This is a genomic window from Luteibacter sp. 1214, assembly GCF_031455395.1.
In the GTDB taxonomy this organism is placed as follows: domain Bacteria; phylum Pseudomonadota; class Gammaproteobacteria; order Xanthomonadales; family Rhodanobacteraceae; genus Luteibacter; species Luteibacter mycovicinus.
This window is the reverse complement of record NZ_JAVDSQ010000014.1, coordinates 1-24118: the sequence shown is the minus strand read 5'-3', so window position 1 is coordinate 24118 and position 24118 is coordinate 1. Positions and strand designations below refer to the sequence as shown.

Genomic DNA, 24118 nt, shown 5'->3' with positions numbered 1-24118 from the left:
GACCTCGGAGAACGTCGTTATGGGCAGCGATCACGGTGCGTTCCCGCCCACGAAATCACCGGTCATCGTTGCCACTTCATCGTTGAGTTCAGGCAGCGCCGCGAGCTCCCTGAGCTCGATGTCGCTGAGTTCGCGCAGGACCGCCCGGATCGCGAGACGGCGTCCGTCGTGCAGCCATGCATTGAGCACACTGGCGATCGCGCGGATCGTCGGCAGCGCGCTTTCGTCCAACTGGGGCTTACGGTGACGCAGGCGGTCCACCACGGCGTAACGCACGCGAGAACCGAGGAACGCCGACGACTCGCTGAGCAGCGCCTCCAGCGCGGCGCGCGAGCAACGGTCCATGAGGACATCGGCCGCTTTCGCCTGACGCGCCACGTAGAGCTGTCGAAGCATCTCCGCCAGCCCATGCAGGCAACTCATACCGAGAATCCTCGCATCCGCTTCGGCACGCGCCCGCGACGCGCGCGGGCGCCGTGTCCTGAACTCGGGGGGCGACGAAATATCATGATCCGGATACATGGACAGCCTCGGTAACGGCCTGGGATGAAAAGGAACGCCCCTGTCCCGTGTCGCTTCCATAGCGGGCCGGCATCATGGCGAGGTGGACGCCTGGCCGGCCCGGGGGTCGAAACGCTGCTCGTAAAGCTTGTCGCCGAAGGACTGCGCCGCGGTCTCGAGCTTCACCCGCGACTTCGCCGCGAACGGCTGCCGTGAAGAGACCACGTCGCCCATGTCGATGTTTTCGTAGGCCGCGATCACTTCCTGCCCTACCCGGTACATCCGCACGTTGCGCGCGGTGCAGGCGTCGACCTGGCCGTGGGCGAGCTCCAGTTCCCTGGCCAGGCGCGCGCGCTCGGTTTCCGCCGTGCGCAGCGCCACCCCCGACGCGTCCATATCGGCCTTGCCACGTTGCAGGCTGGCTTCCGCGGCTTCACGGCGCTGCCGCTCTTCAGCGATCGCGCGCGTGGCTTCCTGGGAAATGCCCGCCGGCTTGCGCGCCGCGGTACGCGCGGATTCCGCTTCCTGCTTCGCTTCGTCGCGCTCTTTTTCCAGCGCGGCCTTTTCCGCCGCCCATCGCGACTGTTGTGCCTGCAGGTCCTGCAGTTGCGAGCGCGCCTCGCGCAGCTGATCGCGCATGCGACTTTCGAGGCTGGCGGTCTGTGCGAACGCCGGAGGAAGCACGGCGAGCAGCGCGATGGCGATGAGGGTGCGTTTCATGTCGCCTCCTTAGAACCGGGCATTCATTTCAAGCTGGAAAACGTCGATCGAGAGCGGCGGTCCGAACACTTCCCTGGCGTTGAAGTAACGCAGGCTCAGCCAGGAATACTTCGAGACGCCGTAGCTGCCGCCGAGAATGAAACCCTTGGCGTTGGTGCCGCCCAGGTGGAAGTCCGTGTCAGTGAGGCCATCGAGCGTGGCGTCCGGCTGCAGGTACTTGTAAGCCAGGCTCACGTTCCACTCACCGGCCGCGTGGGGATTCACGTCGCCGAGGGTGGCGCGCAGCATCCAGCCCACTGGGCCGCTCTTGTACGTGTTCGCGCTGAAATCGCCCGCGCCGAAGTTGTTGACCAGGCGATTCAGGCCGACGTCGGGACGGAACGCGTCCGAACGGTGATAAGCCATGTTGCGGATGTAGTCGGCTTCCACGCGCAGCGGCGTTTCCACGACCTTCGTATCGAACTGCACGTTGGCATCGGCCACGTGATAGTCGTAGACCAGGCCGACGTACTGCGGCTGCGCATAGCTGGATGGCGAATTCGGATCCGGCACGATGTCGCGGATCAGGAACAGCGAGTTACCCTTCTGCATGAACGCCGAGCGGCTGGCATCGGTGTCACAGGCGGTCACACCCAGGTAGATCGAGCACGGCGAGGACAATTGCCCCTGCATGTGGTCGAAGCGGTAGTACGCCAGCGCGGCCTTCAGCTGGCTGTCCTCGTCGAACTTCCACGTGGCGCCCAGCTGTGCGCCGGTCATCCACTTGTCACGACTGGCGTTCTTGACGCCCTGCTGCGACGGGAAGTCGTCGGCCTGGTACTCGATCGGAAACATGCCGACATTCGCGAACGCGCCAAGGTCGTCGGTCATGGGCACGTTGAACCTGCCGACGATGCCGTCGAAGTTCAGGTCGTTGGAGTAGACCAGGTCCGTGCTCATGAACGGGTTCGGCATACGGCCACCGATGATCTGCGCCCAGTCCGCGGGCTTCCACGCCAGCCAGGCCTGGTCGAGCCAGAGGTCCTTCTTGGCCAGGCCGCCGCCGAGGGTCTGCGTGGTCGACACCGGGTTGTTGTCGTTGCCCGTGCCGACGCGAATGCCGGCCGTCACGCCCTCGCCCAGGTCCACGTTCACGCCCAGCCGCGCACGGATACGCAGTGAGTTGGTGCGGTTTTCGAGTGTATTGAGCAGTGGCGGCGGGTTGGCGCCGTTGAGGTCGTAAGGACCGGTGCGGTTGAGCTGAGCGAAATCGACGATCGGGTAAGCGTTGCCCTTGTCGTAGTAATGGAACTCGTCACGCACGCGCATGTCGCCTGTCCACTGGATGCGATCCAGCCACTCGGGCAACTTGCCCGGCTCGGCCCAATGCTCTTCCTTCGCCTGCGCGACCACTTCCTGGCGCAGCTCGTCCTTGATCTGGTTGCGCACCACTTCAGGGACATAGGTGACCCGCACCTGGCCCGGCGTGGCCGGTGCCGCGTTGGCGGTGCCGGCCAGCTTCTGAGCCTGCGACGCTTCGGCGTTGGCCTGGGCGATCAGACCGTCCGCGTCGGACTGCGTGAGCACGCCGCGCTTCACCAGCAGACGGACGAGGTTGATCGTCGCGTTGTCCGAGGGGGTGCTCTGGGCGTGCACCGAGCCTGCGAAGATCGCCAGCCCGATAGCGGCGGCCAGCATGGCGCGCGCGGGGCGGTGGCGGGCCTTTCCGATGGTCATGCGAAATCTCCGGGTATCCACTGTCATGTCGTTCGAAGGGGGTGTGGTCTGTCGGCTCATACGGGGCGCTTCCCGCGGATGGCCACACGCAAGGGAAAGTGCAGGGACGAAGGTGGCGCGACGTCGATGCGGGGCATCGCGCGCAGCGCATCCATCAGCGCGTCGTCGGTTTTCCGGTTGCCGCTGGAGCCGACCAGCTCGGCCCGCGTGAGGCGGCCGTCCGGGTCGACCCAGACATCGGCGCGAACCTCGAAGGAGAGACGGTTGACGCGGTCGTCGCCCTGCACGGCCTGCTGGATGGCGTAGCCGAGGTACTGGTCATAGCTGCCCGTACCGGTGCCGTTACCGCCACCCGAGCCCACCATGCCGCCGCCGTCGCCCGCGCCGATGTTGAAAGCGTCCGAGCCCGCCTGCGCGTCGGCATTCATCGTGACGTTCTTCGCCACGTCGTTGCTCGGCCTGGGTGCATCGAGTGGTTTTTGCGGAATGTCCTGTGGCTTGTCGACCGGTTTGATGTCTTCCTCGACCTTCTTCGGCTCCGGCGGTTTTTCTTTCGGCGGTGGAGGCGGAGGTGGCAACGGCGTGATGGTCGCGATTCGCGGCGCCTCGCGACGCACGCCCACCGTGCTGCCCGCGAAGTGCCAGATCAGCGCGCCGAGCAGCAACACGGCGACCACGCCGACCGTGGGTCCGACCCAGCGACGAGGCTTGCGACGGGGAATGTCGTGAGAGCTCACGCGATCAGCCCTTCGGCGCCTTGCCGGTGACCAGGCCGACCTGCGGCAGGTCCACCCGGCGCAGCAGGTCGAGGATGTCCATCACCTTCTGGTACTGGACGGTCGAGTCGCCCTTCACCACTACTGGAAAATCGGGATTCAGCGCCTTCAGTGAACGCAGGCGCTGCTCCAGTTCGGCCAGCGTCACCGGATACGCGTCGAGGAAGATCTGTCCCGTCTCCGAAACCGTGATCGCCTTGGTCTGTGGCTTGGCCATGCTGGCCGCCGCGCTGGCCTTGGGCAGGTTGACCTTGATCCCCTGGACCGACGCGGTGGTCATGATGATGAAGATCACCAGCAACACGTACGCCAGATCGAGCATCGGCGTGATGTTGATGTCGTCGTACGGCTTGTCGTCGTCCTGAGCGCGCATGATCCGTTCCTCAGGCCGCGACCGCGGATGGGTGGACGGTGCGCTGCTGCTCCGCCAGGCGCGTCACGAACTCGTCGACGAACACCTGCATGTTCGCGGTGACGTTCTTGTTGCGGATCAGCAGGTAGTTGTAGCCGAACAGCGCGGGGATCGCGACGAACAGTCCGGCCACGGTCGCCAGCAGCGCGGCGGCGATTCCCGGCGCGATGGCGTTGACGTTGACGTCGCCCGCGGCGGCGATCGCCGCGAAGGTGATCATCACGCCGACCACCGTACCGAGCAGGCCAAGGAACGGGCCGCCCGAGATCGCGATGGTCAGCATCACCATCGACTGCGACAGGCGCTGGTTTTCGCGCACCAGCACCGAGTCCATCGTGGCGCGGATGGCTTCGATCGATTCGGGTGCGACATGATCCTGACCGTCCGCATCGCGGCGGCTCCATACTTCCCCGGCGCCGACCTTGTACAGGCGGTAGATCGACGAGCTTTCGAGGCGCGCGGCAGCGGGATCGCGGGACAGCGCAAGGATGTTGCGGCCCTGCTTGCGGAAGGCGTCGAGGAAGTCCTCGTTGGCCCGGGTCACGGTGTTGACGTAGCTGGCACGCTGCCACATCACGACCCACGACAACGCGGCCATCGCGAGCAGGATGCCGATCACCACCCAGGCGTCCATCGTCACCGACTTGACGATGATGCCGAAGTAGCCGAAGCCGACGCCGGCCTGCTTCTCGTCGGTGCCATAGTTGAGCAGCTTCGACTCGGCGCCCTGGGTCTGTGCGTCCACCGCGATCAGCGAGGCCGGACGAGCGATGCGCGACAGCCGCACTTCATCCATCAGGCCGTTGAATGGCACGAAGGTATCGGTCTGGCCGGCGATATCGCCACCGAGGGTGGCCTGGCTGGTCATCGCCGGCAGCCTGGCGTCGAGCTTCGCGTACGGCTTGCCGTCGACATAGAGCTCGACATCGTTACCCGTCGTGGTCACGGCGAGGTGCGTCCACGCACCGCCCTTGATCGCCTCACCCGGCGTACTGACCGCATCGTCCACCTGGACGAAAGGCACGCCGTTGTCGAGACCGACGAAGAATTTCTGCGTGCCCTGGCGACGTGCATAGACCAGCGTGCGACCCGCGGCCAGCGTGTCGACCTTGATCCACGCGCTCACCGTGAAGGTGCCACCGTCGGCGACATTCATCGACACGCTGCCCGGCAGCGTCACGACCTTGCTGCCGTCGAAGCGCGCGGCCTTGCCGATCACCCCGTCGACCGTCGCGATGTCGCTACCCACGGCGTTGTTGGCGTAGGCCGTCGCATCGTGCGGCGGCGTGCCCGCCGGTTCTTCGAAGTGATAGACGGCCGCGTAATCGGCATCGAACACCGCACCGGCCTTCTCGCCCCCCTGCGCCTTCGGATTGCCGTAGTACATCCAGATCCGCTGCTGCGCGTCGGCGGCCAGCTGCGGCACGTCGATCCACACCAGTGCGACACCGAGCACCGGGTCGAAGCTTTCGATCTGGTAGTTGAGCGGCGTCTTGTCGTCGGCGGCGACGAAGCGCACGTCGGCGCCCGACTCGGACACGCCGTCGAAGGTGAAATTGCCCGAGTGCAATCGCACGAGCAGCGGAACGCGACCCGGCGAGGCGGTGACATGGCCACCGTTCGCGGTGCTGTCGACGGTGATCGCCTTGCGGAAGGCGAAGTCCTGGTTCCACCAGGAGGATTCGGCGTGCGCCGCCGGCACGGCGGCCAGGAACAGCAGGCAGGTCAGGATGAGAAGTCTGTTCACGGTCAGAGGTCCGCCTTGAGCGAAAAGTGGATACGGGTGTCGTGCGCGCGGGTGGCCTGGCCGTTGTTGAACGGATAGGCCACTTCGAAGGCACCGGTAGCGATGTTGAAAATCTGGAAGCGCGTGCCGAGGCCCACGCTGGAGAGGTCGTAGCTCCTGATCCGCTTGCTGCCGGCGCCCGGACTGGCCGGATCGATCAGCGTGGGCAGCGCGTTCATCAGCGCGAGATGCGCGGCATCGGCGAAGGCATGGAAGCGCCAGTCGTTGACCCAGTCACCCAGGTGGCTCGCCACGGAGGGCGACCGGAATTCGATCGAGCCGATGGCACCGTGATCGGCGGTCTGCTCCGCTTCGAGGTAACCGCGCACCGTGCTTTCGCCGCCGGCCGCGTACTGCTCGCTGGAGATCAGTGACGAGGTGGACAGCTGCACACCGAGGCGGCCGGCCAGACTGAAGCCATCGTCGAAGGTGTGGGTATGGCCGCCATCGGCCTTGACGTAGAAGAAGTTCTGCTTCGCCTTGTAACGCTGGTTATCGAAACCGGCCGCGCTGCTGCCACCGGCACGGAAGCCCGCCGTCGCGCTGAGCGAGATCGTTTCGACGGTCTTCTCGCCGATCGACTGACCCTGATAGCTCGCCGTGACCGGGATATAGGTGATCGGCGCCTTCGACGTGGCGCCAGCCAGACTGATGTTCTGGTCGAAATGCTTGCGAGTGATCCCGAGCGACAACGACTGCGAGTACTCGCCATGCGCCCGCAGGTTACGGACGAAAGTGAAGCCGAACGCATTGCCCTTGCCCAGCACCGTGGTACCGCCCACCGCGTTGGCATTGCTGTTGGACTTGTAGCCGGAGCTCAGTACGCTCCAGTCATTGCTCAACGGGATCAGGTACGAGCCTGCCCAGACTTCAGCGGCGTTACGGTCCTGAGGCGCGACGATATAGGTCAGCGACGCCGCCTGCCCCTTCTGGAACAGGTTGTCGTCGCGCACGCTGGCCACGGTGCGCAGTTCGGGCGTATTGACGCTGTGGTCGTTGTTGACCTCGAGGCTGGCGTGCAGCGGCGAGCTGTCGGCGACCTTGAGCGTGACATCCATGGTCTGCGGCAGCTTGCCCGGCGTGAGCACCGGCACGACCTGCGCCCCACCCCGCTTGTTGACGTCGGTCAGCTGCTGCTGCGCCGCGGTGAAGTCGGGCACCTCGCCCTCGCGTAACGCGGGTACCGCATCGCGGATGTCCCTCGGCGACCGATACGTCGCCCCTTCGACACGCACACGACCGATCGCATTCTCCGTGACCTGAAAACGCACTACGCCGCCCTTGACCTGCTGCGGCGGCAGATCCACGACCACCGACTGGTAGCCATGGGCCTGATAAGCCTTCTGCAGTGCGTCGCGTGCGGCCGAGACATCGTTCATCGATTTGCCGGGACCCAGAAACGGATAGACCGCCGTCTCGATGTCCAGGGCCTGCAGCGTCGTGTTGCCGTCGACGACGTATTCGTTCACGTCGAAGGCCGTCGGCGCATCTTGCGCCGTGGCGCCGCTGGACAGCCCCATCGAAATGGCCAGTGCGAGCGCACCTGCGCTCATCCGTACTGCTCGTGTAGCCACGCGGACTTTCCCCTGTCGTTCCGTCTGCCCCCAAGACGGGACAACACGGGTGGCACTGAACCGCTGTCACGAAAAATTCATGGGCCGGCGGTGCCGAGCCGACTCCGCACTCAGCTGAGCAGCACCCAACCACCCGGAAGATGCGTCGCGTGGGCGCCGTAGGCGTCCTGGATCAGCGTGGGAACGTCCGCCATCTGGTCGAGCGTGAAACGTGCATGGACACGACGCGCACCCAGTGCGGCGTCGGTGATGACGATGCGACCGGGGCGATAGCGATTGATATCGGCGACGACGTCGGACAGGGGCAGGTTGTCGTAGATCAGCACACGGCGACGCCAGGCCAGCGCATGGTCGGGGTTGACGGCGACCGCCGGCGAGACGCCTTCTTCGCTGAAATCCACCTGCTGGGACGGCTTCACCAGCGTGTTCGCCGAACCGCGGGACAGCACCGTTCTGCCATCCAGGCAGGTCACGCTGCCTGCGTCGTCGTCGCAGCGGACGGCGAAGGCCGTGCCCGGCGACGACGACAGGCGCGCATCCGCAAGTTCGACGACAAAGGGTTGTCCGACTAAGGGATCGATATGCACCACGGCCTCGCCGCGGCGAAGGCGCATACCGGTCACGGCATCGCCGCTACGGCGCAAGGCGATGTCGGTCGACGTATTCATTTCGACGACGACGCCCCGCGTCACTTCCACGCGGCGCTGTTCGCCCACCGCGGTGCGCAAGGTCGACGCATCGGCCACCGGCACCAGGAGGTCACCGCCGAAGCGTGCGACCACGACGGCGGCCACCGATGCGCTGATGGCGGTGAGTACGAACCGGCGACGGGTCATGCGCACCGCATGCCGCGATGTCGGACGATCGCTGCGGCCGAGGTTCTTTCGATGCGACGTGACGGCGGGACCGAGCTCTTCCCACATCCTTCGCGTACGCGCGAAAGCCGCGGCGTGCTGCTCGTTTTCCAGGCACCAGCGACGGAAGGCCTCACCGTCCTCGCGCGTGGCGCGACCGGAGGTCAGGTGGAGCAGCCATTCCCGGGCCTGGCGCTCGCTCTCGTGCATGCGGTTGGTATCCATAACGGTCAAGACGCGTCTCCCGCGCCGGGACCGAACCGCTGGATGGATTTTCGTCCCACTTTTGCGGCACAGGTCTCGAGTGCCTTCTTCAGTTCCTTGCCGACCATGCGGATCGAGATGCCGTAACGCGCCGCGATATCGGCCTGCGACTGGCCGTCGACACGCGCGGCGATAAGGATCTCCCGCTGCCGGCGCGTCAGGGCGTCCAGCGCCTCGGACAACGCATCGATCTCCTGTCGCGACGACAACACCATGTACGGGTCGATACCGTCGTCGACGCTGTTGATGAGTTCGTCGATGTCGTCGCCGGAAAGCAGCCGCCCCGAACCGCGGTGATGATCCGTGGTCATGTTCAGCGCCATGCGGAACAGGTATCCGGTCGGGTGATGCGTGCGCCCCGCATCGGGTTCCAGCCGGCGCACGCGCAGGTAGGTCTCCTGCAGTACGTCGTCGACGAGATCGTCGGAGCGCAGCCGACGCCGCAGGCGGCGGCGGAAGTCCTCGTAGTTGGCGAGGAAAATGCCGAGCATCGACGTTTCCACGATCAGCCTTCCACGGCGCGAGCGCCACGGCAGACGTTCGCGGGCGATCGCGACGTCGTAAGAAGAATGGTCACCGGACTGAAACGTGACAGGCGCGGCGGCAAGGTCACCGATCGCACGGTGGCGAGGACCCGGGCGTCACGTGACGGATCGGCCGACGGCGCGAGCGCGGCCGCCCCGGCGATCGTGCCCGAGGCATCGATCCACAACTGCATCGCCAGCCGGAACTCGCCGGGGCGCGTCGCCGCATGCGCGCACAGCGCGCGTTCGACCGCCGCCTGAATGAGCGAGGCATCGACGTCGTTCAGTACGAGCCGATCCGCCGCCACAGGCGGCGACGCGAGCGGCTCCGCGCCCGACGGCGGCGCCTCGTCCGCCGTGACCGTAAAGGCGTTCACCGAGGAAAAGCGGGCATGGAGGCCCGTTCCGACCAGGAGGACACGTAGCGCGTCGCGCGGGCTGACCGTACCGTGCACGCCGGAGCTTCGGCGCTCCGCCACCAGCGCGTCATCGAACAGGACGGCGACGCCGCCCTGCTCGCCGAGGGCACGCAGCGCCGTGGCAAGAGGCTGCTCGTCGATATCGAAGCGCGCGGGCGCATGCGTGTCTTCCGATCCCTGTGGTGGTTCTGGAGGCGACAGTGTCTGGGCTTCCGGACACGGCGGCACGAGCATGAACAGGCACGCGACGAGCGCGAGGACGCTGCGTGCCACGATCATTCCTCGCGCAGGCGAACGGGATGGTTGCTGTCTTCAGGGCGAAAGGTAGGCGTGCTAAATGACAGCCCCACGCTGTTTCAATGACAGGATTAACGACGGAACGATGACAGAGCGGTAATCGCTTTCATCCGTCATGACTTGCATGCTATCCATCATGTGAATTCGGCGGAGGGGGGTATATGCGTATCCGGCAAACGGCGCTTGGCGTAATGGTCGCGGCCCTGGTCGGGCCGCTGAATGCACAGTCGGCGGGAGCCGCTGCCTCGCCCTCCGTGATCACCCTGCCCGGCGTGCATGCGTCGGCGAACGCCGCCGGGTGCGCGGAAGCCGACGGCATCCAGCCGGCGGCGCTCTCGTACGAGTGTCTCAATCGAGCGGTGGCGCCCGCCGCGAACGCGGCGATGCCGATAAGCCTGGACGCGGGCGTCCGCGATCGCCCGACCAATCGACTGGGTCTGTACAACGCGGCCGCGCTCGGCCATCGCATGGGGCCGAACCTGGGTAGTTCAGTCCAGCCCTATCGACCGAGGCTCAGCTATCCGACGCCGCTCGTGCCCGCGCATTGATCGTTTCAGGGATGCAACGGCACCGTCACCGTCGGCTCCCCGTTCCCCGTCCGTGTCACGCCCGCCGGCTCCGTCGTCGTAGCCGCCTTCCCGCGATAGGGCTGCAGTGACTCGAACTTCCGCTGGTACTCGTCCGTGACCTGCTTGGCCTCGTCGCCGTTGGTGATCACGCGTGGCGTAATCAGGACGATCAGCTCCGTGCGGTTACGGCTGCGCGTGGTCGAACCAAACAGCCGGCCAAACACCGGGATGCGGTTCAGCCCCGGAATACCGGTGTCGGTCAGGCCTTCGTCCTGCTTGATCAGACCGCCCAGCAACACGGTCTGCCCGCTCTGCACCGCCACCTGCGTGGCCACTTCACGCTGCTGAATCGGGAAATTGCCGGTCGCGGCGTCCTTCTGACCCGGCGAGCTCACGACCTGATTGATGTTGAGATAGACGAGGCCACCGGGGTTCACACGCGGCCGCACGTTCAGGATCACGCCGGTGTCCTTGTACTCCACCTGGCCGATCGTGTTATCGGTGTTCGCCGTGGTGTTGACGTAGGTCTGCGTGATGGGGATCTGGTCGCCGACCTGGATGTGCGCCTTCTGATTGTTCAGCACCACCAGCGACGGCGCCGACAAGGTCTTCGTGTTTCCGCTCGTTTCCATAGCTTTCAAAGCCACGGAAAGATTGTTGTTGACGAAGGAGTAGAAGAAGCTCTCGCCGCCATACGTGTTGCCGCCGTTACCGAGCGCCCACTGCTGCTTGTTGCCAGGCTGGCCGACGGATCCGTTGGTGCCTCCGACAAGACCCTCGAGATACCACTGCACACCGAACTGATAGTTGCCGGTCAGCGCCACTTCGAGAATGCGGGTTTCGATCTGCACCTGCAGCGGCACGGCGTCGAGGCGCTTGATCGCCTGCTCGATCTCGGTCCACTGCGACGGACGCGCGCGCACCATCAGCTGGTTGTTCGAATCCACCGAGGTGATCCGCACGCCGTCGTCCGTGGTGATCGGTCCGTTGCGCTGGCGGCGCGACGACTCGTCATCGCCAAGGCCGTTGCCACTGGATCCCATCGAACCGCCGCCACCAAAGCTGGAACCGCTGCCCGAGCCGTACGAGTTGCCACCCAGCCCGCTCGAGCCATTGTTGAGACTCGAACCGGACGACGAGGTGTTGCCGAAGGTACCCGTGGTACTGCCGAGACCGGAGCCATTACGGTTACCGGAATCGCTGTCGCCCCCCAGCGTGCCCGACGAAAGTCCCGGGCCCACCTTGCCGCCGCGGTCGCTGGACCCGCCGCCGCCGGAGCCACCGCCGTAGATGTCGGAAAGGTAATCGGCCAGATCGGAGGCCTGCACGTTGCGCACGTCATAGACGTAGAGCTGCGGCTCGTTGCCACCGCCGCGATCGATGCGATCGATCCAGCTGCGCACTTCGTCGAGATACGCCGGCTGCGGGCTGATCACCACCAGCGAATTGGTCCGCTCGATGGGGATGAAACGCAGCAGACCGGCCATGGGCGTATTGCCCTTGTCGCCGAACAGCTTGTCCAGCATGGGCGTGAGGTCCTTGACCTCCGCGCGCTGGAGACTGAAGACGCCCACCGACATGCCGCGCAGCCAGTCGACATCGAAGGTCGACACGGTGCGCTGGTAGTTATCCAGTTCCGTCGGCGTACCGGCCATGACGATGACGTTGCGTGTCGGATCGGCGAGCAAGGTGGCATCGGCTCGCGCGAACGGCTTGATGAGCTTCTGCATCTCGGTCGCCGAGATGAAGTGCAGCGGAAACAGGCGCGCCTGCAGACCGCCGGCCGGCGCACTCGCGCCAAGGCTGGGAACGAGGTTGCCGGCGACGGCATCCTTGGCTGGCATGACCACATAGCGTCCGTTGCTGTGGACCAGCGCGTTACTGGTCCATGACAGCAGCGTTTCGAGGATCGGCAGGGCCTGCTCGGCCGTCACCGGCTGCGAGGTCGAGAAGGACACATTGCCCTGCACGCCCGGCGTAATCGAGTAGTTCTCGTGCAGCAGATCGCCCAGGATGGCTTTCACCACGGACTCGACCGGCTGGTTCTCGAAATTGAAGGTCACCGTACCCGCACCTTCGGCGACCGGCTTCGGCCTGGCCAGACCCACCGGCTTGACGAATTCGCCCGTGCCCGTGCTTATCTGCGGCTGGGCGACCGCTGGCGTGGCCGGATTGGTCGACGGAGCGATGCGGGGCCGCGGCGCGGGCAGTTCGGTGCCGGCCAGCGCCTCGCGCTGCAACGATCCATCGTCACGCGGCTGCGGCAGCGACTGGCATCCGGCAAGTGCGACCGCCAGCGCCGTGGCGCCGATCAGGGGCTTTCTCAGCATGGAACAACGTACTCCCTCGTTGGACGCGGCGCGCAGCACCGACCCCTGGTGCTGCACTTATTCCGCCAACTCTAAAGGGAGCATCCTACAAAGCGCCAGCGTTCCCCTACAGACCCGTGACGCCGGTCCGCTCAAAAGCCTCGCTCAGGGCGCGGAAACCCCCATGGCGCGGGGTTTCCGCCTTGAACGCGTCGTTCAGCCTTCGGCCCACTCCGCGTGAAAACTCCCTTTCTCGTCCACGCGCTCGAAGGTGTGAGCACCGAAGAAGTCACGCTGAGCCTGAATGAGGTTCGCCGGAAGCGTTTCGGCCCTGTAACTGTCGTAGTAGGCCACCGCCGCCGAGAAGCCCGGCACCGGCACGCCGACACGCACCGCTTCGCCGACGACCTCGCGCAGTGCCACCTGATACTGCTGCGCGATGTCCTTGAAGTACGGATCGAGCAGGAGGTTCTTCAGTGCCTTGTCGGTCTTGTACGCGTCGGTGATCTTCTGCAGGAAGCGAGCACGGATGATGCAACCGGCGCGGAAAATCTTCGCGATGGCGCCGTAGTCGAGGTTCCATTCGTTCTCGTCCGACGCGGCGCGCAGCTGGGCGAAGCCCTGCGCATACGAAATAATCTTGCTCAGGTACAGTGCACGGCGCACGGATTCGATAAACGCCTTGCGATCCCCCCTGAATTTTTCCGCCTTCGGGCCCGCCAGCTGCTTGCTCGCCGCGACACGCTCCTCCTTCATCGAGGAGAGCACGCGTGCGAATACCGACTCGGTGATCAGCGTCAGCGGCACGCCGAGATCCAGCGCGCTCTGACTGGTCCACTTGCCGGTGCCCTTCTGCGCGGCGCGGTCCAGAATCACGTCGACCAGCCGCTTGTCGGTCTTGTCGTCTTTCCGGGTGAAGATTTTCGAGGTGATCTCGATCAGGAAGCTGTCGAGCTCGCCCTCGTTCCATTCCCGGTAGACATTGGCCAGTTCGTCGTTGGACAAGCCGAGCACATGCTTGAGTACCGCGTAGCTCTCGGCGATCAGCTGCATGTCGCCGTATTCAATGCCGTTGTGCACCATCTTGACGTAGTGCCCGGCACCGCCCGGGCCGATGTAGATCACGCAGGGTTCGCCGTCCGGCGCCTTGGCGGCGATCTCGGTGAGAATCGGGGACACCAGGTCATAGGCCTCACGCGGGCCGCCCGGCATGATCGACGGGCCTTTCAGCGCGCCCTCCTCGCCGCCGGAGACGCCGGTGCCGATGAAGTGCAGACCGTCCTTCGCCAGCTCTTCGCCGCGGCGCACCGTGTCCTTGTAGAAGGTGTTGCCGCCGTCGATGAGAATGTCGCCCTTGTCCAGCAAGGGGCGCAGCTGCTCGATCACCGCATCGGTACCCTTGCCAGCCTGCACCATCAGCAGGATGCGTCGAGGCTTCTCCAGCGAATCGACGAATTCTTCGAGACTGTACGTCGGCACGAGCTGCTTACCCTCGCTCTCGGCCATGACGTCGTCCGTCTTTTCTTTGGATCGATTGAAGATGGACACCGCGTGGCCGCGGCTCTCAATGTTCCAGGCGAGGTTGCGGCCCATGACGGCCATACCGATCACGCCGATCTTCTGTTTGCTCACGTCGGAATACTCCAGGCTCGGGTTCACAGGAAAACTGGGGGCGCACCGTAAGCCATCAAAGCGCCCGATCCTCGCGGGTTCTTGCACGATCCGATGGTGGCGTCCGCCCCGGCACCCTTGGGAGATTGACCCCCTCGCGTACCACGGAACGTGACGACCCTCGGCTATGATGGGCGGCGAACCGGCGGCGGGCCCGACCGGATGGACTCGACACGCATGAACCAGGTGAAGTCGCCTTCCCGCGACAAACGCGTCGCCACCGCCGCCGAGGCGCTGGCCGGCCTCGTGGCCGATGGACAGATCATCGCCGTAGGTGGCTTCGGCCTCTGCGGTATTCCCGAACTGCTGATCGAGGCGCTGCGCGATTCCGGCGTCAAAGGCCTGACCGCCGTTTCCAACAACGCCGGCATCGACGGCGTGGGTCTGGGCTTGCTGCTGGAGACCCGGCAGATCCGCAAGATGGTTTCGTCCTACGTGGGCGAGAACAAGGAATTCGAGCGTCAGTATCTGGCCGGCGAGCTGGAAGTCGACTTCACCCCGCAGGGTACGCTGGCCGAGAAGCTTCGCGCCGGCGGCGCCGGCATCCCCGCGTTCTTCACCCGCACCGGCTACGGCACCCAGGTGGCCGAGGGCAAGGAGACGCGCGAGTTCGACGGCAACATGTACGTGATGGAGCGCTCGATCGTCGCCGACGTCGCCCTGGTCAAGGCGTGGAAAGCGGACCCGTCGGGCAACCTCGTCTATCGCAAGACCGCGCGCAACTTCAATCCGATGGCCGCCACGGCCGGCAAGGTCTGCATCGCCGAGGTCGAGATCATGGTCGAGGTCGGCGAACTCGACCCGGACCAGATCCACACGCCGGGCATCTACGTCGATCGCATCGTGCACAACCCCGCGCCGTCCAAGCGCATCGAACAGCGCACCGTGCGCGCCTGAGGAGAACACCATGGCCTGGACCCGTGAACAGATGGCGCAGCGCGCCGCCCTGGAACTCTCTGACGGCGACTACGTCAACCTCGGTATCGGCTTGCCGACCCTGGTCGCCAACCACCTGCCCGATGGCGTGGACGTCTGGCTGCAATCGGAAAACGGCCTGCTCGGCATCGGTCCTTTCCCCACTGAAGACGAAGTCGATGCCGACCTGATCAACGCCGGCAAGCAGACCGTCACCGCCCGGCCGGGAGCGTCGTACTTCTCCAGCGCCGACTCCTTCGCGATGATTCGCGGCGGCCACGTCGACATCTCCATCCTCGGCGCGATGCAGGTCACTGCCGAGGGCGATATCGCCAACTGGATGGTGCCCGGCAAGATGGTCAAGGGCATGGGCGGCGCGATGGACCTGGTCGCCGGCGTCAAGCGCGTCGTCGTCGTGATGGAGCACACCGCGAAGGACGGCACCCCGAAGATCCTCACCGAGTGCTCGCTGCCGCTGACCGGCAAGGGCGTGGTCGACCGGATCATCACCGACCTGGCCGTGTTCGACGTCACCCCGGACGGGCTCGCGTTGATCGAGCTGGCTCCGGGTGTGGACGAGGCGAAGATCCGGGCGACGACGGAGTGCGATTTCGTGTCGCGGGTGGGATAAAAAGAGCTTCGCGCGCAGGGCGCGCTCCTACAGGTAGGAGCGCGCCCTGCGCGCGATTCAGCCCCATGTAGGAGCGCGCCTGCGCGCGATTCTGCCCCATGTAGGAGCGCGCCCTGCGCGCGATTGCCACGTTCCGGCCGCACAAAGAAAGTCGCCCCGGAGCAAACGCCTCGATATGGGCCTCGGGGGGGGAGGTAGGCCAGATATCGGTGATTAGCGTCGCTACGGGGCGAGGGACCTACCGACCCAGGGGGAGGGGTTGGTGGTAGGCCGAGACGAAGCATAGATTTCCTAGGAAATTCTCGCCAATATATCTTTCAGCGATCACTTATATGAAATTCGACTATGTTCGATCTGCGGCAACTGCGCTACTTCGTTGAAGTGGCGGAAACCCTGAGCTTCACCCAGGCGGCGCAGCGACTGCATATCTCGCAGCCCCCGCTGTCCCAGCAGATCCAGGCCCTCGAGGCGGATCTGGGCGTGCGCCTGCTCGATCGCAACCGTCGCCGCGTGGCGCTGACCGAACCGGGTCGTCTCTTTCTCGTCGAGGCCAAGGCCATCCTCGCTCGCGCCGAGAGCGCGCGCACCGTGGTCAGCGAGGCGGCGGCGGGGTTCACCGGTCAGCTCCGGCTGGCCTACGCGGTCTCCGTATCGTTTCATCCCGCGCTTCCGGAAACCTTGCTGCGGTTCTCACATGAAGCGCCCGGCGTCAGCCTGCACCTCGGCGAGATGCTCACCGGTGCCCAGTACGACGCGATCCTCAGCGGCCAGATCGACGTAGGCCTGCTGCGCGCCCACCCCGAAGGCGTGGCGAACGCGCGCCAGCTGAATGTGGAAGTGATCGACCACGAGCCGTTGGTCATCGCCCTGCCCCTCGACCATCGTTTCGCCCGACGGAAGTCGGTGCGCATGGATGAACTGGCGTCCGAGCGCTGGGTCGCGCCGCCACGTGCGCACGCGGCCACCCTCATCGATCGCCTGAACCTGTTGGCCAACAAGGCGCGCTTCCGACCGAACGTTCGCCAGGAAGCGCAGCAGATCCCTTCCCTGCTGCCTCTGGTCGCTGCCGGTCTGGGTCTTGCACTGGTCCCGGCATCGCTGCGCGCGGTCCACCTGGATGGTATCGCCTTCGTTCCCGTCGACGACCCGGAGGCCCACCTCTTGCTGGCGGTGGCCTCACGCGTGGACAATACGTCCCCGGTGCTCGACAGTTTCCTGCGCACCGTCCGCCAGGCTCGCAGTAAGCTCGGCCTCGGCTGAAACCCGAATCTTTCCGAGCGCTTGCGTTAAGCAGGCCGGATGGCTACAATTCCGTTTTTCCTTGTCCTTAAAGTTTCAGGAGCTGGCCGTGAAGGTGCTTTCCTCTTTGAAGTCCGCGAAGTCGCGTCACCGTGACTGCAAAGTCGTACGCCGTCGCGGCAAAGTGTTCGTGATCTGCAAGAGCAACCCGCGTTTCAAGGCTCGTCAGCGCTGATCAGCTGCAGACGGGTTGTAAAAAAGGCCGCGAAAGCGGCCTTTTTTTATGGACGTTTGCCCGGTTTGAAGCGGCATCGCCGCACGCCTCCTACCCCCGCGCCTCCGTCAGATACGGCGAATCCGGAATATCCCCGGTATCTCCCATGAACACGCAATTGCGCCCCGCCCGTTTGCCCCGGTAAAGCGCCGCGTCCGCCACAACCAGCAACCGGTGCAACTCGTACCCGCATTGCAGCGTCGACCCCACACCGAAACTGGCGGTCACCAACAGTTCCGGCCGTGAAGGCGTAGCGGCGGTAGCCGCGATCGACAGCCGCAGTTGTTCCGCACGCGCACGCGCCTGTGCCGGACTGCAGTCGGGCAACAACACGGCGAACTCCTCGCCACCCAGACGCCCGAACACGTCGCAGGCATGCAGCGAGCGGCGGCATACGTCCACCGCTCGTTTGAGCACTTCGTCGCCCACCGCGTGGCCGTAAGTGTCATTGACGTTCTTGAAGTGATCCAGGTCGAAGAGGATCAGGCACAGTCCGCGATCGGATCGCGCACCGTACGCGAGCACCCGCTCCGCCTGTTCGACGAAGTGCTCACGATTGCAGATCCCCGTAAGGCCGTCGCGGCGCGCGAGCTTCATGAAGCGCAGCTGCGAGCGCCGCAGCCAGAGCACCAGCCAGACGATCGCCAAGAGGGCGAGGCCGAGGATGAAGATGTACAAGCGTCCGGTCTCGACTTCCTTGCGGTCGAGCACGCCACTGAGGCGGAGGATTTCGTTCTGCTTGTTGAGCGCGTCGACTTCCGTCTTGCGCGCCAGCAACTGCTGATCGACGATCTGGAACGCGAGGCTGCGCGCACTGATGTCATCCAGGTACGCCTTGTCCGCCGCCATGTACTGCTCATGAAACGTCAACGCCTGCTGCGCGTGTCCCAGGCGCTGCTCGACCTGATAAAGCACCAGGTATCCGGTTCGACGAGGATCGGTGAACTCGTCACGGATCGCCCCGGCCACGGCTGAAAGCCCGAAGCGCCGTGCGTTCGACAAATCACCCAGCGCGAGGTACGCCTGCGCAAGATGCGAGTCGAACTCGCCGAGCAGCTGCGAATAATTGAGGGTGCGCAGATTGTCCCGGTGCTCGGTGAGAAGCTTCACCGCTTCTTCGGGCTGACCATGGGAAAGATAAAACGCCGCGATGTCCGCGCGCATGCTGTCGGCAAAGACATCGTCGCCCCTGGCCTCGCACTGCTCGATCGCATCGAGGAACATCGGGTCGATAGTGTCGAGCCGGTTGGCTTCACGCCGCGCGCGCAGCAGGTGCTGCGCACCTTTGCATACCGTTTCGCCGGGCGGCGGCTCGGCCATCATGTCCTTGGCGTACGCTTCGGCCTGCTCGAACTGCCCTGCCGAGCTAAGCAACTGCGAAGCCTCACCCATCGCCTGGAAGCGCGCCTTCCGGTCACGGACCGACGGCATCAGTTCCTGGAGTTCGTTGAGCCGTTTGAAGGCGTCCTCATAACGGTGACCGACACCCAGCAGATTGACGAGGGTCGACAACGCGCGAAGGCGGAGCACGGAATTCACCGACTGATCGGCCACCTTCTCCAGTTCCACCTTGGCGTTTTCGTAGTCACCCACCCACGTGGCGCGCCATCCGCGCAGGAAGTGAAACATGGCGCGCTGCTCGTCATCGAGCTTCGACTCGAAGGGCTCGACCTCGTCGAGCAACCGGGAATACCGACCGAAATCCCGGATCTTGACCGCATCGGCCTCGTTGAGCTTGTCGGTGATCCCGGAAAGTTGGGCCGTGGTCGCGTCCTGCGCATCGTCGGCGGCACGCAACGTGCCACTGGCCATAAAAACGGCCAGCAGCACGGCGACCCAGCGACGGGTGTTCCATCTCATTGAATCAGGCCCCGGGTCCGCCCAGCGGGATCTTCGAAGGACGCGGCTTACCGTCACCCTCGTCTTCATCGCCGTCTTCGTCTTCGCCTTCTTCTTCCTCGTGATCCGGCTGGATGGGCATCAGGCTCGAAAAGTAGATCCCTTGCCCCATCACCGCGCGCAGCGCGTCGGCGTCACGCGCACCCAGGGGTTCGCGAACGTCGTCACCGAGATCTTCTTCATTCATGGCGAGCGCCAGCGTTTCCGCCGTCGCGTGCCTCAACGACGCGTCTCCCCCGACGCGCGCCAACCAGCCGACAACACTGCCCATGTGCGATTCCCTTGGGCGCAGAGGCCTTACCCCTGGCCGATGTCCGGCGATCCTCCCCTCGAGGCGCCTGGACCGGATGATATCCCTATGACAGCACGGGTTGTAGTAGGCCGCGTGGCCGGGTCACGCGGGGTGTGACGCAGGCGGCGCCGGGAGGGGAACGGCAGCCTCGTCCGCATCGAGCGCCTGCAGACGCGCCCGCATCCCGGGCGCGGGATCGAGCGCGCGTCCCGGGGGAATCGCCAGGGTCTCCGAGGTGCTGATAGCACTTTCGGCCAGGCGCGAAAGCGGCAGGCGCCGGATCGAGGGAGATTCGATCGGCAGCGTCGGCGCCTTGTACAAAATCACCTCATGGTCCACGGAAAAGTGCTCCGACAGCACGTCGACCAGCACCCGGCGATAGCCGGGCCCGGTGCCGCGCCGGGCAAGCGACAGGTCGCCGACATGTCCCACCTGCCAAAGGAACAACCAGGCCGATGGATCGATCATCCGCCGGTACAACAGGAACTGCGTCGCTTCGAAGTGCTGGCAGCCGTACGTACCGGGATCGATACCCAGATCGGCATACAGACAGTCCTCCGCGGAAATCCCTGGCTCCATGCGTGCGTCGAAGCCCTCGCTACGTGCGCGCTCGATCGACCGGTGCGGGGCCAGGGCGAAGACGCCCGGATGACCGTAGAACACCCCGCAGACACGCCTGCCTTGTCGCACCTCGGCGAGGATGACCTCGACCATGTCGGCATACGTGTCGCTACGGGATCGACCCTCCGCGTAATACGGCTGCAGGCTGCGCACGTCCGCATGCATCTCGCGCAGCCACATCTCCACGAGAGGATCGGACACGCCCGCGAAGACGACATCGGCGCGATCGATCTCACTGCGTGCCAGCGGCGTGAGGTGCGAGCCAAGCGTCATGCCCACACCGACGCAGACAAGACTGCCGCGCGGCTCTTCCGTTCCTGTCATGGCGCGCTCCCCCCGGTATGCGTCCAGACGGCCGTTATAGCAGGGCCGCCGCCTTCTGCAGCGCGATCCACACGCCGATCAGGAACGGGATCCCGACCGCCAGCCACGCGAGCACACCCAGTATGCCGAACGAACCGCGCGCCGCGGACGCGACGCTGGCGTCGGTGATCTGCGCTTCGTGCTGCAACGCCCGCTCGTGCCGCAGTTCGTCCTCGGTCATGTGCAGCTTCGGATCCACCGGGCGAACGAGAAGATTGCAGATGAGGCCGATCAGCAGCAGCCCGGCCAGGATGTAGAGCGTGCGGTCATAGACCAGGTTCTTCGCCACCCCCGCGCTCAGCTGCGCCTCACGGACCCCGGCGATCAGCACGGGACCGATGACCCCGGCGACCGACCAGGCGGTGAGCAGACGTCCGTGGATGGCGCCGACCATCTGCGTACCGAAGATATCCGCCAGGTAGGCGGGCACGGTGGCGAAGCCGCCGCCGTACATCGAGAGGATCAGACAGACGGTAATGACGAACAGCGCGGCCAGCCCCATGTGCCCCAGCGTCGGCAGCGTGCAGTAAAGGATGATGCCGAGAATGAAAAACACGCAGTAGGTGTTCTTGCGGCCGAGAAAATCCGACGCCGAGGCCCAGGCCAGGCGGCCGACGGAGTTGAAAAGGCTGATCAGACCGACGAGACCGGCGGCTGCGGCGGCGATCGCCGCCTTCTGCGCCGTACTCAGTTCGGTGCCGGGGTCGACCCCGAGCAGCCGACCGCCGAACACGTCCTGCAGCATGGGGCTGGCCATGGAGAGCACGCCGATACCCGCCGTCACGTTCATGCACAGCACGCCCCAGATCAGCCAGAACTGCGGCGTCTTCCACGCGCGGCTGAGGTGGACGTGGCCATGCGAGATCAGGGTGGCCTTCGAGGCGACGGACTGATAGCCCTCAGGCTTCCAGCCACTCGGTGTGACGCGGAATCCGAACGCACCCAGGGTCATGGCCACGAAATAGATGACACCCATGCAGATCAGCGTCTTCGAGACGCCGGCAATGTCGCCATCCTTGAACACGCTCATCAGCTTGACGGCGATCGGCGCACCGATCATCGCGCCGCCGCCGTAGCCCATGATGGCGAAACCGGTGGCCAGACCACGACGATCCGGAAACCATTTGATCAAGGTGGAGACCGGCGTGATGTAACCCAGACCCTGCCCTACGCCGCCCAGGAACCCACAACCGAGATAGACCAGCCACAGCTGGTGCATCGACACGCCGATGCCGCCGATGACCAGACCGCCACCCCAGCAGCACGCGGCGATGAAACCCGCCTTACGTGGCCCGGCGTGCTCCAGCCAGCCGCCCCAGATCGCGGCGGCGAGGCCCAGCATGGCGATGAACGTTTCGAAGATGTGGTTGACCGAGGGCACCGTCCAGTTACAGGTCGTGGTGGTCAGCTGGTCGAGGAAGCCCTGAGTCGCGCACGCGCCCGCGTCGGCCCCAGGCACCAGCGTGGTCATCGGCAGCCAGAACACGGAGAACCCGTACGCCATACCGATGCACAGGTGGATGGCGAGCGCCGCGGGCGGAACCAGCCAGCGATTGAACGTCGGTCCCGCGATCGTGCGCTCACGCGCAAGCAAGCCACCGGTTGCCATATGTGTGTCCCCTGCCGTTGAAGTGGTACTGCCCCGGATCGCATCTTAAGCGGGTTTCGGGTGCCCGCCACCCTACGTTGGTCTTAGGGCCCGTCACAAAACGCATGGCGATCTCGTCTGACATGTGAAGCCGATCCGTTCGGCCTCCATCACTCACTTCAAGGATTTCGCCATGACCCAGCGTCTCGATTACCAGCAGCAGTCCCCGGAACTGACCAGAAAGCTGACCGAACTCAGCATGGCCGAGGGCAAGGGCTCGATCGAAGAATCCCTCCGCCTCCTCGTCCATATCCGCGCGTCGCAGATCAACGGCTGCGCCTTCTGCGTGGACATGCACGTGAAGCAGGCCGTCATTCACGGCGAGCACGACCTGCGCCTGCACCACGTCGCCATCTGGCGCGAGTCCAACCTCTTCACGCCTCGCGAACGGGCCAGCCTGGCCTGGACCGAAGCGCTGACCCGGATCCCCGCGCAGGGCGTGCCGGACGACCTCTACGAGCGTGTGCGCGGCCAGCTTTCCGAGAAGGAAGTTTCCGACCTGACCTTCGTGATCGCGGCGATCAACGCGTGGAACCGCCTCAACGTGGCCTTCCGCACCGTGCCGGGCACGATGGACAAGGCCTGGGGACTCGACAAGGCCGGCCTTTCCGACGCGCCGGCCGTGGCCGCCTGACGCATCCGGCGCGACTCGGCGTGCGACACTCCGGGCGATGTCACAAACGCCCGGGGTGCGCCGTCTTATGGGTATGAACCAGGCCACGACTACGTTCTCGACACTGCGCCCTCGCCTCCACGGCATCGCCTATCGCATGCTGGGCTCCGTGGCCGAGGCCGAAGACCTCGTGCAGGATATCTGGCTGAGCTGGAATGCCGCCGACCAGGCCGCGATCGGTAACAGCGAAGCGTGGCTGGTGGCGGCAACGACCCGCCGCGCCATCGACCGCCTGCGCGCCGCACGGGTGCGCCGCGAGGAATACGTCGGCATATGGCTTCCCGAGCCGATTCTTACGGACGAGGGCACCTCGCCGGAAGATCTCCACGAACTGGATGGCGACGTCTCAGTCGCCTTTCTGCTGGTGCTCGAACGTTTGTCTCCCGACGCGCGCGCCGCGTTCCTGCTGCGCGAGGTCTTCGACGAGGACTACCCGGAGATCGCGCGCGCCATCGGAAAGAGCGAGGCCAGCTGTCGACAGCTCGTGCACCGGGCGAAGGATCAGTTGCGTGACGCACGCCCGCGCGCCGGGTTGCCCCGCGACGAGCACCTCGACCTGATGCGCCGCTTCGCCGGTGCGCTCACGGCGGGCGACTTTCCCGCCATTCGTTCGATGCTCGCGCCGGATGCGGATCTCACCGGCGATGGCGGCGGCAAGGTCAACAGTTTCCCGAAGCCCATGCTGGGTGCGCAGCGGATCGCGCAGGTGTTTTACGCCGCCCACCTTCGTTATGGCGATCGGGTGACGGTGAAGCTTACGCGCATTAACGGCGAGTGGGCGTTGCTGCGTTACATCGAAGGGAAGCTCGAATCGGCGCAGACGTACGTCACCGACGGACGGACGATCCAGAGCATTCATGTCCAGAGGAACCCGGACAAGCTGCAGCGGATTGTGAGAGGTCAGCAGGGGTTTTGCTGAGGTGAGATGGGGCTTTGTTTGGCGGGTTCGGCTCGGGCTCGGCTTCGCCATCGCGTTTGGCTTGCCGCGCTCGCGAGGCATCGGTAAGAGCCGGCGGGTGCCACCCTCCGGCTCTTTCGGGGACTGAGGTTGCGGGTGGGACGAGCGGCGGTGCGCTTCGTTGGCTGGGACCGCTCGCTTGCCTGGGGGGTATGGCCTCGTTCGCCTTAGTGAGGCTGAGGGTTCGCGAACAGGGTTCGCTCCTACCGCACG

At 65.2% G+C, this 24118-nt stretch carries 23 protein-coding genes; 7 read left to right on the top strand and 16 right to left on the bottom strand.

Going from position 1 to position 24118, the window contains the following annotated elements:
- Positions 1-30 precede the first annotated feature (30 nt).
- The 10 genes from J2X57_RS19605 to J2X57_RS19560 all read right to left on the bottom strand — a co-directional run bounded on the left by J2X57_RS19605 (position 31) and on the right by J2X57_RS19560 (position 9819).
- Positions 31-423 (bottom strand): hypothetical protein, encoded by a 393-nt coding sequence (locus J2X57_RS19605; protein ID WP_309869632.1) that lies wholly within the window; start codon positions 421-423, stop codon positions 31-33.
- 171 nt (positions 424-594) lie between these two features.
- Positions 595-1221: a hypothetical protein gene (locus J2X57_RS19600; protein WP_309869629.1), complete on the bottom strand. Its 627-nt coding sequence runs from the start codon at positions 1219-1221 to the stop codon at positions 595-597.
- Between the two features lie 9 nt (positions 1222-1230).
- Positions 1231-2937, bottom strand: coding sequence for a putative porin (locus tag J2X57_RS19595; protein ID WP_309869626.1), 1707 nt, complete (start codon positions 2935-2937; stop codon positions 1231-1233).
- A gap of 56 nt (positions 2938-2993) precedes the next feature.
- Positions 2994-3674 carry an energy transducer TonB gene (locus J2X57_RS19590; RefSeq protein WP_309869623.1) on the bottom strand — a complete coding sequence of 227 codons (681 nt, stop codon included), beginning with the start codon at positions 3672-3674 and terminating at the stop codon, positions 2994-2996.
- Positions 3675-3678: 4 nt separating this feature from the next.
- On the bottom strand, positions 3679-4086 hold the full coding sequence (locus J2X57_RS19585) for a biopolymer transporter ExbD (RefSeq protein WP_309869619.1): 408 nt from the start codon (positions 4084-4086) through the stop codon (positions 3679-3681).
- A gap of 10 nt (positions 4087-4096) precedes the next feature.
- A complete protein-coding gene (locus J2X57_RS19580; RefSeq protein ID WP_309869616.1) occupies positions 4097-5872 on the bottom strand; it encodes a DUF2341 domain-containing protein in 1776 nt (591 codons plus the stop codon).
- Positions 5873-5874: 2 nt separating this feature from the next.
- On the bottom strand, positions 5875-7464 hold the full coding sequence (locus J2X57_RS19575; protein ID WP_309869614.1) for a POTRA domain-containing protein: 1590 nt from the start codon (positions 7462-7464) through the stop codon (positions 5875-5877).
- A gap of 131 nt (positions 7465-7595) precedes the next feature.
- Entirely contained in the window at positions 7596-8564 is a 969-nt protein-coding gene (locus J2X57_RS19570) for a DUF4880 domain-containing protein (protein ID WP_309869694.1), read from the bottom strand.
- Between the two features lie 5 nt (positions 8565-8569).
- Positions 8570-9094, bottom strand: coding sequence for an RNA polymerase sigma factor (locus J2X57_RS19565; protein ID WP_309869611.1), 525 nt, complete (start codon positions 9092-9094; stop codon positions 8570-8572).
- Between the two features lie 14 nt (positions 9095-9108).
- Positions 9109-9819, bottom strand: coding sequence for an STN domain-containing protein (locus tag J2X57_RS19560; protein WP_309869607.1), 711 nt, complete (start codon positions 9817-9819; stop codon positions 9109-9111).
- A gap of 185 nt (positions 9820-10004) precedes the next feature.
- Here J2X57_RS19560 and J2X57_RS19555 point away from each other — a divergent pair, with 185 nt between their 5' ends.
- On the top strand, positions 10005-10391 hold the full coding sequence (locus J2X57_RS19555) for a hypothetical protein (RefSeq protein WP_309869605.1): 387 nt from the start codon (positions 10005-10007) through the stop codon (positions 10389-10391).
- 5 nt (positions 10392-10396) lie between these two features.
- Here J2X57_RS19555 and gspD read toward each other — a convergent pair whose 3' ends face one another.
- Together gspD and gndA are read right to left on the bottom strand one after the other, a co-directional pair.
- The gene (gene gspD / locus J2X57_RS19550; RefSeq protein ID WP_052191303.1) at positions 10397-12742 is read right to left on the bottom strand and encodes a type II secretion system secretin GspD; all 2346 of its coding nucleotides are present in this window, start codon (positions 12740-12742) and stop codon (positions 10397-10399) included.
- 195 nt (positions 12743-12937) lie between these two features.
- The gene (gene gndA / locus J2X57_RS19545; protein WP_309869600.1) at positions 12938-14353 is read right to left on the bottom strand and encodes an NADP-dependent phosphogluconate dehydrogenase; all 1416 of its coding nucleotides are present in this window, start codon (positions 14351-14353) and stop codon (positions 12938-12940) included.
- Between the two features lie 216 nt (positions 14354-14569).
- On the opposite strand from gndA, the gene J2X57_RS19540 reads away from it, so the two are divergent.
- From J2X57_RS19540 to ykgO, 4 genes are all read left to right on the top strand, one after another.
- Positions 14570-15289, top strand: a complete 720-nt coding sequence (locus tag J2X57_RS19540) for a CoA transferase subunit A (RefSeq protein ID WP_036112547.1) — start codon at positions 14570-14572, stop codon at positions 15287-15289.
- Between the two features lie 10 nt (positions 15290-15299).
- The gene (locus J2X57_RS19535; RefSeq protein ID WP_036112544.1) at positions 15300-15938 is read left to right on the top strand and encodes a CoA transferase subunit B; all 639 of its coding nucleotides are present in this window, start codon (positions 15300-15302) and stop codon (positions 15936-15938) included.
- Positions 15939-16283: 345 nt separating this feature from the next.
- Positions 16284-17198 carry a LysR substrate-binding domain-containing protein gene (locus J2X57_RS19530; protein WP_309869597.1) on the top strand — a complete coding sequence of 305 codons (915 nt, stop codon included), beginning with the start codon at positions 16284-16286 and terminating at the stop codon, positions 17196-17198.
- Positions 17199-17286: 88 nt separating this feature from the next.
- Positions 17287-17412, top strand: a complete 126-nt coding sequence (gene ykgO / locus J2X57_RS19525) for a type B 50S ribosomal protein L36 (protein WP_029213509.1) — start codon at positions 17287-17289, stop codon at positions 17410-17412.
- 90 nt (positions 17413-17502) lie between these two features.
- Here ykgO and J2X57_RS19520 read toward each other — a convergent pair whose 3' ends face one another.
- The 4 genes from J2X57_RS19520 to J2X57_RS19505 all read right to left on the bottom strand — a co-directional run bounded on the left by J2X57_RS19520 (position 17503) and on the right by J2X57_RS19505 (position 22235).
- Entirely contained in the window at positions 17503-19311 is a 1809-nt protein-coding gene (locus tag J2X57_RS19520; RefSeq protein ID WP_052191304.1) for a GGDEF domain-containing protein, read from the bottom strand.
- Positions 19312-19315: 4 nt separating this feature from the next.
- Complete coding sequence (locus J2X57_RS19515; RefSeq protein WP_036112537.1) at positions 19316-19621, bottom strand: hypothetical protein; 306 nt, start codon at positions 19619-19621, stop codon at positions 19316-19318.
- Positions 19622-19744: 123 nt separating this feature from the next.
- The gene (locus tag J2X57_RS19510) at positions 19745-20587 is read right to left on the bottom strand and encodes an SAM-dependent methyltransferase (protein WP_309869577.1); all 843 of its coding nucleotides are present in this window, start codon (positions 20585-20587) and stop codon (positions 19745-19747) included.
- A 34-nt stretch (positions 20588-20621) separates the two neighbouring features.
- Entirely contained in the window at positions 20622-22235 is a 1614-nt protein-coding gene (locus J2X57_RS19505; RefSeq protein WP_309869573.1) for an OFA family MFS transporter, read from the bottom strand.
- A gap of 172 nt (positions 22236-22407) precedes the next feature.
- Here J2X57_RS19505 and J2X57_RS19500 point away from each other — a divergent pair, with 172 nt between their 5' ends.
- Positions 22408-22908, top strand: a complete 501-nt coding sequence (locus J2X57_RS19500; protein ID WP_079523077.1) for a carboxymuconolactone decarboxylase family protein — start codon at positions 22408-22410, stop codon at positions 22906-22908.
- A 67-nt stretch (positions 22909-22975) separates the two neighbouring features.
- On the top strand, positions 22976-23866 hold the full coding sequence (locus tag J2X57_RS19495) for an RNA polymerase sigma-70 factor (protein ID WP_309869566.1): 891 nt from the start codon (positions 22976-22978) through the stop codon (positions 23864-23866).
- Positions 23867-24118 lie beyond the last annotated feature (252 nt).